This is a genomic window from Halonotius terrestris (assembly GCF_006861665.1).
Taxonomy (GTDB): domain Archaea; phylum Halobacteriota; class Halobacteria; order Halobacteriales; family Haloferacaceae; genus Halonotius; species Halonotius terrestris.
Map to the genome: position 1 here is coordinate 68,825 of NZ_RKLU01000005.1, position 12,226 is coordinate 81,050.

The window sequence follows — 12,226 nt, forward strand, 5'->3', positions numbered from 1 at the left end:
GCAAAAGCATGGCGAAGCGGACTGCCGGCTGGCTCCTCGCCAACGGCTTTTAACAGGGGTCGCCGCCTCTATCGATGCATGTTCGACGAGGAGGATCTGGAAGCGATCCGCGAGGCGAAAGCCGACTGGGAGGCCGAGACGGCCGGCCCGACGCTGGATCGCTTCGGCGAGCGCGAGGAGACCTTCACCACCGACACCGGTGGTCAGCGCGTCAAGCGGCTCTATACGCCGGACGATATCGCGGANCTCGACTACGANGANGACNTCGGNTTCCCNGGCGAGGAGCCGTTCACGCGCGGCGTCTACTCGACGATGTACCGGGGGCGGCTGTGGACGATGCGGCAGTACGCCGGGATGGGCACCGCGCGGGAGACGAACGAGCGGTTCCGNTANNTNATCGANCAGGGCTCCTCGGGNCTNTCGATGGCGTTCGANCTNCCNACGCAGATGGGCTATGATTCCGACGCCCCGATGGCTGCCGGTGAGGTCGGCAAGGCTGGCGTCGCCATCGACACGCTCGCGGATTTTGAAACTGTTTTCGACGGGATTCCACTCGATGAGGTTTCGACGAGCATGACGATCAATGCGCCCGCCGTGGTGNTGCTNGCGATGTACATCGCCNTCGGCGACAAGCAGGGCGTCGACCGCGNGNAGNTNCGCGGNACNATNCANAACGACNTNNTGAAGGAGTANATCGCNCGCAACNNNTNCATCTNCCCGCCGGAGCCCTCGATGCGACTGATTACGGACACCTTCGAATTCGCGGCCGAGGAGGTGCCGAACTTCAACACGATCTCGATTTCGGGCTATCACATCCGCGANGCCGGCTCNACNGCNGCNCANGAGATCGCCTTCACNCTCGCCGACGGCATCGAGTACGTCGAAGCGGCCATCGAGGCCGGCCAGGACGTCGACGAGTTCGCCCCGCAGCTCTCCTTCTTNTTCGNNNCNNACAACAACNTCNTCGAGGANGTNGCNAAGTTCCGCGCGGCTCGTCGGCTGTGGGCGCGAATCATGGACGAGCGATTCGGTGCGGAGAACCCGNANTCGAAGCAGNTGAANTTCCACACNCANACCGNCGGGTCGACGCTCACCGCCCAGCAGATCGAGAACAACGTCGTCCGCGTCGGCTATCAGGCGCTCGCCGCCGTGCTCGGCGGGACGCAGTCGCTCCACACGAACGGNAANGACGANGCNCTNTCGNTNCCNACNGAGCAGTCGGTTCGGACCGCGCTCCGCACCCAGCAGATCCTCGCACACGAGTCCGGCGTCGCCGACACTATCGACCCGCTGGCAGGCAGCTACTACGTCGAATCATTGACTGACGAAGTCGAAGCGGAGGCACGGGAGATCATTGATGACATCGACGACCGCGGAGGGATGTTGCGCGCCGTCGACAGCGGCTACGTCCAACAGGAGATCCAAGATGTCGCCTTCGACCGCCAGCAGGAAATCGAAAACGGCGACCGGATCATCGTCGGCGTCAACGAGTTCGAGGTTGACGAGGACCCCGAGATGGATCTCGAATCCGTTGATGAGGAAGACGAACAGCGGCAGATCGACCGATTGGAGGAGGTCAAGGCCGACCGCGATGACGACGCTGTTGCCGACGCGCTTGCGGCAGTGGCCGACGCGGCCGCTGGCGACCAGAACGTGTTGCCGCCGGTGATCGAGGCGGTGAAAGCGTACGCGACGGTGCAGGAAATTTGCGACGTGTTCCGCGACGAGTTCGGCGAGTATCAGCCTGGGGTGTGATGAAGGGCTGAGTGGATTTTTATCGCCTGCTGTTGTCCAGCCGATATGCGCGTCCACCACGCCGGCATCGCTACCGACGACGCCGATGGCCTCGCCGACTTGTTCGCAGCCGTTTTTGATGCGCCAGTCGCTCACAGCGAACAGTTCGACGGCATAGAAATCCGATTTCTTGAACTCGACAACGGCTATTTCGAACTCTTAGAACCAACTGACGATGGCCCGATAGCAGACTATCTCAACAGCCACGGATCAGGAATCCACCACCTCGCTATCGAGACCGACGACATCGAGGCCGCATTACAGACAGCCAGCGAGCACAGAATCGACCTGATCGACGAGGAGCCACGACCCGGCGCGTGGGGTCACGATGTCGCTTTCCTTCATCCCTCGTCGACCGGCGGTGTACTGATTGAGTTCGTCACAGAATAGTAGGACCGAAACAACGGCGACTGCACAGCCGCTGCATCTGCACCTTTTTACCGCCCCGTGTCCCACGTTGGCGCAATGAGTTCCGACGCCTACGACTACGAGGCCCTCGGCTTGGTCGCCGGCCTCGAAATCCACCAGCAGCTCGACACCGAGACCAAACTGTTCTGCGAGTCGCCGACCGAACTCCGCGAACCCGAGGAGTCCGACCGCACCATCTCACGGTTCCTCCACCCCACCAAAAGCGAGTTGGGCGAACTCGACGACGCTGCCCTCGAAGAGAGCCGCGTCGACCGCGAGTTCGAGTACCTCGCCTACGACTCGACCTGTCTCGTCGAGGAAGACGACGAACCACCCACGGAGGTCGATGGCGAAGCCCTCTCGGTCGCCATGCAGATCGCCTCGCTTCTTGATATGGAGATCGTCGATCAACTCCACGTCATGCGAAAGCTCGTCATCGACGGCTCGAACACGTCCGGCTTCCAGCGGTCGATGCTGCTCGGCCAGGAGGGCGAAATCGAAACCAGCGAGGGACTGGTTTCGATCGTCGATCTGCTGCTCGAAGAGGAGTCGGCCCAGCGCGTTGAGGAGTACGACGGTGGCGTCCGCTACAGTCTCGACCGCCTCGGTATCGCGTTGGTCGAAATCGGGACCGGTCCGGACATTCGCAGCCCAGCACAGGCCAAAGAGGCTGCCAAACGGATCGGGATGCTGCTGCGCTCGACCGGCAAGGTCAAACGTGGGCTCGGTACCATTCGCCAAGACGTGAACGTCTCCATCGAGGAGGGTGCACGCGTTGAGATCAAAGGCGTCCAAGCTCTTGATCAGATCGACGAGATCGTCCGGTTGGAAGTCGGCCGCCAGTCGGAACTCCTCGATATCGCCGACGAACTCCAGGCCCGAGACGCCAGCGTCGGCGACACGCAGGACGTGACGAACGTTTTCGAGGACACTGACTCCGGCGTCATCGGCGGCGCACTCGGCGACGGCGGCAAGGTAACCGCCGTCCCGCTGTTCGGCTTCGACGGCCTCGTCGGCCGCGAGATCCAGCCCGACCGACGGCTCGGCACCGAGTTCTCGGATCACGCCAAGCGCAACGGCGCGGGCGGTATCTTCCACACCGACGAACTCCCGGCCTACGGCGTCACCGACGACGAAGTCGCCGCGCTCCGCGATGCTGTTGATGCGGGCGACGAGGATGCGGTCGCCATCGTCGCTGCCGACGCTGAGACCGCTGACCTCGCTATCGAGGCGGTCGCCGAGCGTGCCGAAACCGCCATCGAGGGCGTCCCCGAGGAGACTCGTGACGCGACCGACGAGGGCACGACCCGATACCTCCGCCCGCTACCCGGCGCGGCTCGGATGTACCCCGAAACCGACGTGCCACCGGTCGAACCCGATCCCAGCGAGATCGACGAACCCGAACTCCTGACCGAGAAAGTCGACCGCTACCAAGACGAGTTCGGCCTCGACAGCGGGCTGGCCGAGCAGGTCGCCTACGGCCGTCGAATGCCGCTGTTCGAGGAAGCTGTTGACCGCGGCATCGACCCGACGTTTGCGGCCTCAGTGCTCGAAAGTACGGTCACCGAACTCCGCCGCGACGACGTGCCGGTCGAGAACATCGCCGACGCCCACTTCCTCGCGGTCTTCGATCTCGTTGCTGACGACGAATTAGCAAAGGAGGGTGTCAACGACGTGCTAACGGTGCTAGCCGAACAGCAAGACTTGACAGCCGAGGCGGCCATCGAGGAAGCCGGTCTCGGCGGCGTCGACGACGAAGAAGTCCGCGAGATCATCGCGGGCGTCGTCGAACGCAACGCTGACCAAGTCGCCGAGGAGGGCATGGGAGCCTTCTCGGGGCTAATGGGCGAGTGTATGGCGGAACTCCGCGGGAAAGCCGACGGCGACACGGTCAGCGACGTGCTGCGCGAGGAGATCGGTAAACGGAGCTAACTTCCCTGTTGCCGTCAACCGTTCAGTAATGACGATCTATTTCGAGGATCTCGCAGTCGGCGATGAGTGGGCGAGCGATTCGTACGAAGTCACAGAGGCAGAAATCATCGAGTTCGCCGAGCAGTACGACCCACAGTGGTTCCATACCGATCCCGAGCGCGCTGCCGAGGAATCGATCTACGGCAGCCTGATCGCTGCGGGGTTCCATACGGCCGCGATTTCGACGCGGCTGTTCGTCGACTGCTTTCTGTCGGATACCGCGACCCTCGGCGGGAAGGGAATCGACAAACTCCGGTGGCACGAGCCGGTGCGGCCGGGGGATCGGCTCTCGATCCGTGCTGAAATCCTCGATCTGGAGGCAGAAACCGACAGCCGCGGGCTGGCCAACATTCGGATCGAAACATCGAATGGAGATGGTGAGGTCGCCTTTTCCATGATCGCGCTGGTGATGTTTGCCCGACGTGGCGAGTAATCGACTACCAAAGAGCCATATGATGATCCTGTGAGATTTTAGTATGGACATTGCGGACGCAAAGGCCGAGATCGATACGCTGATCAACAATGCCCGGTTTCGTTGTTTTCGGCCGATCCGAGTCGCCGAAATCCTGCATCGTTCTCGAACGGTATCTGAGGTGGCGTTGGAAGAACCGGAGAGTTACCGAGTCGAGAGTAGTCGCTGGCGGGATGAGATGTCCCGCCGGTTGACCGGCAAGGCGTCGTCCTCATCGAGATCATACCAGAAGGATTTCAGCGACCTTATCGATCCGAGCAGCCTTGCCGAATTGGATGAGGTAAACAGAGCCGAAAACGGCCTCGTCGAGAGCTACATCTATCATCGACTCAAACACGACAAGTGGGGCTCGCTGATCGCGGCCCGTGATTACATCAACGAATCCGCAGTGAATGAGTTCACGTTTGAGACGTACATGGAACTGACAACCGACGTTGGTGGACTGCAAGACGACGCGCTGCTTGAGATCGCAGTTTATGCCCTATTCAATTCGATAGCGGAAGCCTTAGACGCCAAAGCGAAACTGGAAATAGATAACCCGCAACCGGATCTCCTGAACGACTTTTCGTCGTTCATTGCAACGTTCATGGGGTTAGACGCGGGTGAAACGACTTTCGAGACGTTAGTAGATGTCCACCGAGCTGGCAAAGCGACTTATGCAGCCGACAAGGGTGTCGATATCGGCACCAACTTCGGGACGATGGTGCAGGTCAAATACGTCACGCTCAGCCGTGAGAACATTAACGATATCGAGACTAATTCCTACGTTGATCGGGTTGTCGTTGTCTGTCGAGGGGCTGAAAAGGACGTGATTGAGCGCGTCTCGAAACAACTCGGATTTGAGCGCGTCCGAGCTATCGTCACGATATCGGATCTTGAAGCATGGTACGGTACCGCGCTGCGAAGCTATCAGGATCAACTCGGTGAACCACTACTTCGACACCTCCGAAGCGAATTCAACGAGGAGTACCGAGGTGGCGATACCAAAGTGCCGCCCGTCGACGACCTCATCGCTGAACGGAACTACGATGCCATCGAGCTATTAGGGATCTGGGAAATTGAGGCCGCTGATGACACAGCGTAGTCGCCGGCAGTGGGAGGTTTTTTGCGAGAGAACGCAGTAGCATACGGTATGGACTCGGATGCGTTCACGTTTATCGATCTGTTTGCGGGCATCGGCGGCATGCGATTGGCGTTCGAGGCCGCCGGTGGCGAGTGCGTGTTCTCATCCGAAATCGACGAGGACGCTCGACAGACGTACGAAGACAACTTCGACGACGAGCCTGCTGGCGACATCACCGAGATTCCTGCTGACGAGATTCCGGATCACGACGTACTCGTCGGTGGGTGGCCCTGCCCGTCGTTCAGCATCATGGGTGACAAGGAGGGCATCGACGACGATCGCGGCGCGCTCTTTTTCGAAATCGAACGGATTCTCACCGAGAAACAGCCACACGCGTTCCTGCTGGAGAACGTCAAACACCTGAAGGGGATCGACGACGGCGAGGTATTCGAGTTCATCGTCGACCGGCTTGAAGCGGCTGGCTACCACGTCAGTTCGAAGGTGCTCAATGCGTTGGATTTCGGCTTGCCGCAGAAGCGCGAACGGACGATCATCGTCGGCTTCAAAGAGAACTACAAGTTCACGATTCCAGAGAGCAATACGGCCGAAACCGAGCTTGCGGATGTTCTCTTAGACGACGAGGAGGTCGATGACAAATACGAGGCGACCGAGTATATCCGAGAGAAGCGACAGGAGGCCGTCAACGAGTCGAACACGTTCTATCCCTCCGTGTGGCACGAAAACCGCGCTGGCAACGTCTCAGTGCTCCCGTACTCGTGCGCGCTCCGTGCCAACGCTTCGTACAACTACTTGCTCGTCAACGGTGAGCGACACATCACGCCGCGTGAGATGCTTCGTCTTCAGGGCTTTCCCGAATCGTTCGAGGTGACCGGGTCGTTCACGAGCATCCGCCAGCAGGTCGGCAACTCCGTGCCGGTGCCGATGATCGAAGCGGTCGCCAATGCGATGATCGACGCTATCGAACACGGGGAGACGAAGCCGGTTACTGAGCAGGCGACGTTGCCGACTGAGTGATCGATTGTCGCCCGCGGTGACGGGCACGCTGCTCCATGGTTCACCGTCACACGCCGCGCATGGTTTGAAAGCGCTTTTATGCGGGTGCGTCAAACGACGGGGTACAGCCTATCCGGGTTGATGATACGCCTCGCCGTCAGGGACCTACCGTTCGGCGAGGACGTGCGAGCCCGACGATAGGGAGAGGAAAACTATGGCAGTTTACGTCAACTACGAAACCCCAGCCGACCTCGAAGAGCGCGCACTCGACGCCCTTGAGGTCGCCCGAGACACAGGAAGCGTCAAGAAAGGAACCAACGAGACCACGAAGGCCGTCGAGCGGGGCAACGCCCAGCTCGTCTTCGTCGCCGAGGACGTCTCGCCCGAAGAGATCGTGATGCATCTCCCCGAACTCGCCGAGGAGAAGGGCATCCCGGTCATCTTCGTCGAGACCCAAGACGACGTGGGTCACGCCGCCGGCCTCGAAGTCGGCAGCGCGGCCGCCGCGGTCGTCGACGCCGGCGATGCATCGGACGATATCGAAGACATCGCCGAGAAGGTCGAGGAACTCAACTAACCCATCATGAGCGCAGAAGAAGAGACCACGGGCGACTCGACGGCCGCTGAGGTCATCGAAGTCGTCGGCAANACCGGGATGCACGGCGAGGCCATGCAGGTCAAATGCCGCATCCGCGAAGGCTCGAACAAGGGCCGCATCATCACGCGCAACGTGCTGGGCCCGATCCGCGAGGGCGACGTGCTCCAACTGCGGGAGACCCAGCGCGATGCGGACTCGATCGGAGGGCAATAACGATGGTTGAAACGCGAACGTGTGACTACTCAGGCGACGAGATCGAACCGGGGACGGGCACGATGCTCGTCAAGAAGGACGGCACGATCCTCCACTTCAAGAACTCGAAGGCCGAGAAGAACTACCGACTCGGCCGCGAGGCCCGCGACCTTGAGTGGACCGAAGCCGGCCGCGCCGAAGGCGGCCAACAGACACAAACCGACGAGTAACGAAGTTCCCCTATGCACTACGACGAGCGGACCTTTGTGATGGTCAAACCGGACGGTGTCCAGCGCGGCTTGATCGGCGAGATCATCTCTCGGTTCGAGGACCGTGGGCTGAAGCTCGTCGGTGCGAAAGCCCTTACGCTGGATGAAGAACTCGCCAGCGAACACTACAGCGAACACCAAGGCAAGGACTTTTTCGATGATCTCATCGATTTCATCACCTCCGGCCCGGTGTTTGCGATGGTCTGGGAAGGCAAAGACGCCACCCGGCAGGTTCGCCGCATGGTCGGTGCGACTGACCCCGGCGAGGCCGCGCCCGGGACGATCCGTGGCGACTACGGCCTCGACCTCGGCCGGAACGTGATCCACGCCTCCGACCACGAGGACGAGGGCGCAAACGCCCGCGAAACGTCAGTCTTCTTCGACGACGACGAACTGCTCAACTACGAGCAGGCGACCGACAAGTGGCGATACGAATAGGTCGGCGCGGATTACTCCCCGACCGATTTTCAGTTTGGTGAGTCACAACGCCGGCGTCCAGCCGATGAACTCCTCGTCTTCCAGCGGGAGAGCCATGCTGTCGATGACGCCTGCGACGCCGGTATAGTGACCGACCAGCATACTCAACGCGACCGTTTCTTCGGTCGTGTAGTATTCGTTGACTGCTTCGACGTGTTCGTCAGTGACTTCACCCTCGCACTGTGCGCGAACGAAGTCACAGACGGCGGCCGTCACGCCGGTGAGGTCGGCCCAGTTTTCACCGCCGATCAGTCGAACGGTTTCGGCTGAAAGACCGGCTTCGACGGCGACTTCGACGTGTTGGTGCCACTCGTATTCGGAGTCGTGGACGCGTGCAGTCGCAAGAATCGCAAGCTCTCGAAGCTCGGCCGGCAGCGACGTGTAGAGCCCGGCCATGTACTCGAAGAGCCCGGCCAGCGCGTGCGGTGCGTTGCCCATCGCGCGGGCTGCATGGAGGTCGTCGAGATCGAGATCGTCGAACAGGTGTGGGGCCTCCGCAACGATCTCGCTGGCGTCGGGAAGCGGCACACGAGCCATGTTTTCGTTCAGAGGACGCCCATCTCGCCGAGCCGCTCGGGGAGATAGGTATCGGTCACGAAGTCCAGCCCGTTAGCCGCCAGCGACTGCTGTTCGGCCTTCTTCCCGATATCGAGTTGGAGTTCGATCTGTTCCTCCCAGTAGTCGGTCTGGAAGCGTGGATCGGTCAACTCGGATTCCAGCGCGTTGATATCGGAGTCCGCCAGCGGATCGGTCGGCAGGTCGTACTCGACGATATCGGTCGGCTGGATGCCGACGTAGCGGGCCTCGGGTGTGGCGAGGTGCTCCGAGAGGTGNGCGGANTTGATNGANCCGTANGCGACNGAGCCGTAGATGCGGTACGACCACGGGTCGCCGTCGGTGAACACCACGACNGGNANNTCGAGTTCGTCGTGGAGNCGNTTNGTNATNCGNCGGGTNGCNCGGGCGGGCTGGCCCTTNAGGTGGACGACGAGNCAGTTGTACTGCTCGTCGAACCCGTTCTCAATGAGGCGATCCCGCATACCACCGGTCTCGACACAGAGGACGAAGTCGATGTCGGCATCAAGGAATTCGATGGTATCGGGGTTGTTCGGGATCTGATAGCCGCCCTCGCCGACGTCTTCCTGACAGTGGATCTCGCGCTCGCCGCGGCGGGTCTGCTCCCGCAGCAGGAGTGGCCCCATCAGCGTCGCGCCCGACTCCTCGGGCCGCATGTGGAAGTCCTCGCGGGTGACCNNNGAGACNANNTCGAGGTCCTCGATNATCTGGTTNGANTCGTCNTGANNNGAGAANTGCGCGTGGTCGTTGTCCCACGACTCCGAGAGGTAGTAGAGCTCACGCAGCGTNGANGANCGNTCCTNNTCGAGCTGNTNCGCGAGGAACTCGATGGTGTAGACCGCTTTGAGGAGCTTTCGGGCTCCGCGGACCGAGTTCGCACTCCGTGTCGAGGTGCGGTCGCCGTAGACCCAAACCCCGGAATCAGGATCGTACTCGATGTTGCTCTTCGTTCGGGTCGGCAGCGTCATGTGCGGGATTTCGCCGTCGGCGAACTGATCGTAAAACTTCGCGGCGAGGTCGATGAGCTGTTCGCGGGCGCGTTCTTCGTTGAGTTTCGTGCTCATGGTTTTGATTGTAGCTCAGGCGTTCAGCGTCAGTTTCTCGGTTTCGACACCCTCGACGGTGATATCGAAGTCGGCGTCGTCGCCGACGGTGTAGGTGAGTTTCGTCTCTTCACCGGCCGACAGCGACGGCGACCATTGGATGAACCACTCGCCGTCGAGATCAACGACGTTGGCTCCCTCACCCTCGACATCGGTCGGTTTGACCGAGACGATTTCCGTGATTTCGGGTGTTTCAGCGCGGTCCGAATAATTCTCGACGTGGAGCGTCACGGTGTCGTCGTCGATCTCGCGGTCGATACAGAGGTTGTTCATGATCCGGCCCATCGCGGCGTCGATGTTCGGTCGCGCTTGGCCGGTCACTTCGGCGACTTTGTCGGCCATCTCCGGCAGAATCTGGCTGAGGACGCTCTGTTTCTCTTGGCGTTTCTCAAGTGAGCGTCGCTTGTTGAGATAGGATTTGAGTTCGCGGGCNGCCTCNCGGANCGCNANNTCGATCTCGTCTTCGATCTCGGGGANGTTNGCGANGGCNTCCTTCGANTCGCTNGTGAACGGNACGTTCGTCGANGCGACGTGGATNANCANCACCGCCGGGCCGTTCGGAAGCCCGCTGCCGCCGGGTTGGTCGAGTCCGTAGTTCCGCCAGCCGATTCCCTTGACTACATCTGTCGAGCTACAGGCTCCCTGCTGATAGACGAGCGGAACGCGGTTGGCGAACCGCAGCAGGTCGATCTTGCCTTCCGACGGGAGNTCGCCGCCGTANGCGATGCCGGCNTCGACGATGAACGGGTCNCCGCNGTGGACNTCNGCGTCNCGNGTNGCNGCNGCGNAGAAGTCCGCGTNGTACTCCTTGCGGAGCCCCTCCTCGACGAGTTCGGCGGTGATGGGNGNNAGACAGTNNGTCGGCGGCGCGAGGATGTCGGTTGCCCGCATCGCCTCCAAGAGTTCGCTGGCCGTATCGCGGTCGCCCTCGATCTCGTTTATTTTCGGGACTTCGTCGGGGACCGTTCGGGCGGCTGACCAGAGCGCGTCGGTGATCTTCTCGCGGGCCGTCTCGCCGAGCGTCACGTCGTCGTACTCGACGGTCGCATCCGCGGCGGCGGTGACCATCGCCGACAGTTCGTCGTGTGTCACCCGGAATCGCCTATCATCGTCGTCGCCGAGTCCGTCGGCACGACGAGCGAGTCGCTCCGCGAGGGCTTGGACGGTTTCGTCGTCCTTTCGGCTACTTGTGGCGTCGTCAACGAGGCCGTAGAGGCCGGGCGTCAGGTGATCGCGGCCGGGTTCCTCACCGTTCGTCGCGTCGTCGCTCTCGAAGGCGGTGAGTTCGCCCCACGCGGCATCGACGGCGTTCGTTCTGACGGTCGTCCCGAAGGTGCGGCCCGTGTCGGCTTCGACATCGTCGGCGATCTCATCGACGATTTCCTGCAATTCGGAGTAGCCAGTGCGATCCCGGCCGATCAGTGTCGACTCGATTTCCTCGGCGAACGTCTCGGTCGCCTCGGCTCCCTTGTTCGAGACGGCGTCGGTGACCGCGCCCGCGATGTCGATTCCGGTGGCGGGCGTCGGCCATGCGAGTTCCCGGCCGAAGTGCCGATCACGAAAACCGTTGAGTACCTTATCGGCGGTCTTCTTACCGACGCGGGTGAACTCCTCCTGCAGGAAGCCAGAGACGGAGTAGGATTCGGTCGCATCGATCATCTTGATTAGCGTGCCGAGTTCGACGCCGTGCGGATGGGGTCGAATCTCGCTCGTCTCCGCCGGCAGTTGGTCGGTCCCGCGTTCGAATTTCAGGGGTTCCTCAAGGCCGGGTTCCCGCAACTCGATTCGAGCGTGGGGGTTGACGACGGCCGTGTTCTTGATGTACTGGTGGAGTTGCTGGCGGGCTCGCATGTTGGCCTCCATCTCCAACTCGATCCGGGTGCCGTGAGTGCGATCCCATGTCGTCGGCTCCGAATCCCGAATCTCCGGCTCGTTGGTGTCGGTGTCGATGATGAGCTCGAAGTACTCGGCTTGGTCGGCCTCCTGCGTCCGGCTCGTGATTTTCGCGGGTTTCCCGCTGGTTAGTTGTGAGTAAAGGACGGCCGCCGAAATTCCGATCCCCTGCTGGCCGCGGTTCTGTTCACGGGCGTGGAACCGCGAGCCGTACAGCAGTTTTCCGAAGATCTTGGGGACCTGTTCNNNNGTGATNCCGGGGCCGTTGTCCTCGACGACGANNCGGTAGTAGTCGCCGNGGTCCTCGATCTCGACGTAGATGTCGGGTAACACGCCGGCCTCCTCGGTCGCGTCGAGNGCGTTGTCGACGGCNTCCTTGACNGCNGTGACNAGCNC

Annotated in this window: 12 protein-coding genes and 1 pseudogene (1 of these 13 only partly in view); 10 read left to right on the forward strand and 3 right to left on the reverse strand. The window is 61.4% G+C overall.

Going from position 1 to position 12,226, the window contains the following annotated elements; all coding sequences use genetic code 11:
* Window positions 1-78 precede the first annotated feature (78 nt).
* From EGH24_RS11625 to ndk, 10 genes are all read left to right on the forward strand, one after another.
* On the forward strand, window positions 79-1,755 hold the full coding sequence (locus EGH24_RS11625) for an acyl-CoA mutase large subunit family protein (protein WP_142980310.1): 1,677 nt from the start codon (window positions 79-81) through the stop codon (window positions 1,753-1,755).
* Between the two features lie 45 nt (window positions 1,756-1,800).
* The gene (gene mce / locus EGH24_RS11630; protein ID WP_142980311.1) at window positions 1,801-2,184 is read left to right on the forward strand and encodes a methylmalonyl-CoA epimerase; all 384 of its coding nucleotides are present in this window, start codon (window positions 1,801-1,803) and stop codon (window positions 2,182-2,184) included.
* Window positions 2,185-2,259: 75 nt separating this feature from the next.
* A complete protein-coding gene (gene gatE / locus EGH24_RS11635) occupies window positions 2,260-4,134 on the forward strand; it encodes a Glu-tRNA(Gln) amidotransferase subunit GatE (RefSeq protein WP_142980312.1) in 1,875 nt (624 codons plus the stop codon).
* A gap of 28 nt (window positions 4,135-4,162) precedes the next feature.
* On the forward strand, window positions 4,163-4,606 hold the full coding sequence (locus EGH24_RS11640) for a MaoC family dehydratase (protein WP_142980313.1): 444 nt from the start codon (window positions 4,163-4,165) through the stop codon (window positions 4,604-4,606).
* 43 nt (window positions 4,607-4,649) lie between these two features.
* Window positions 4,650-5,729, forward strand: a complete 1,080-nt coding sequence (locus EGH24_RS11645; RefSeq protein WP_142980314.1) for a HaeII family restriction endonuclease — start codon at window positions 4,650-4,652, stop codon at window positions 5,727-5,729.
* Between the two features lie 48 nt (window positions 5,730-5,777).
* Window positions 5,778-6,743 carry a DNA cytosine methyltransferase gene (locus EGH24_RS11650; protein WP_142980315.1) on the forward strand — a complete coding sequence of 322 codons (966 nt, stop codon included), beginning with the start codon at window positions 5,778-5,780 and terminating at the stop codon, window positions 6,741-6,743.
* A 193-nt stretch (window positions 6,744-6,936) separates the two neighbouring features.
* Window positions 6,937-7,299: a 50S ribosomal protein L7Ae gene (gene rpl7ae / locus EGH24_RS11655; RefSeq protein WP_142980316.1), complete on the forward strand. Its 363-nt coding sequence runs from the start codon at window positions 6,937-6,939 to the stop codon at window positions 7,297-7,299.
* A gap of 6 nt (window positions 7,300-7,305) precedes the next feature.
* The gene (locus tag EGH24_RS11660; protein ID WP_142980317.1) at window positions 7,306-7,533 is read left to right on the forward strand and encodes a 30S ribosomal protein S28e; all 228 of its coding nucleotides are present in this window, start codon (window positions 7,306-7,308) and stop codon (window positions 7,531-7,533) included.
* A gap of 2 nt (window positions 7,534-7,535) precedes the next feature.
* Window positions 7,536-7,742 carry a 50S ribosomal protein L24e gene (locus EGH24_RS11665; protein WP_142980318.1) on the forward strand — a complete coding sequence of 69 codons (207 nt, stop codon included), beginning with the start codon at window positions 7,536-7,538 and terminating at the stop codon, window positions 7,740-7,742.
* A 12-nt stretch (window positions 7,743-7,754) separates the two neighbouring features.
* Entirely contained in the window at window positions 7,755-8,219 is a 465-nt protein-coding gene (gene ndk / locus EGH24_RS11670; RefSeq protein ID WP_142980319.1) for a nucleoside-diphosphate kinase, read from the forward strand.
* A gap of 42 nt (window positions 8,220-8,261) precedes the next feature.
* On the opposite strand, the gene EGH24_RS11675 is transcribed toward ndk, so the two are convergent.
* The 3 genes and pseudogenes from EGH24_RS11675 to EGH24_RS11685 all read right to left on the reverse strand — a co-directional run.
* Entirely contained in the window at window positions 8,262-8,795 is a 534-nt protein-coding gene (locus tag EGH24_RS11675; RefSeq protein ID WP_142980320.1) for a carboxymuconolactone decarboxylase family protein, read from the reverse strand.
* An 8-nt stretch (window positions 8,796-8,803) separates the two neighbouring features.
* Window positions 8,804-9,898, reverse strand: coding sequence for a DNA topoisomerase IV subunit A (locus EGH24_RS11680; protein WP_142980321.1), 1,095 nt, complete (start codon window positions 9,896-9,898; stop codon window positions 8,804-8,806).
* A gap of 15 nt (window positions 9,899-9,913) precedes the next feature.
* Window positions 9,914-12,226, reverse strand: a pseudogene (locus EGH24_RS11685) (DNA topoisomerase VI subunit B) (it continues 135 nt past the right edge of the window).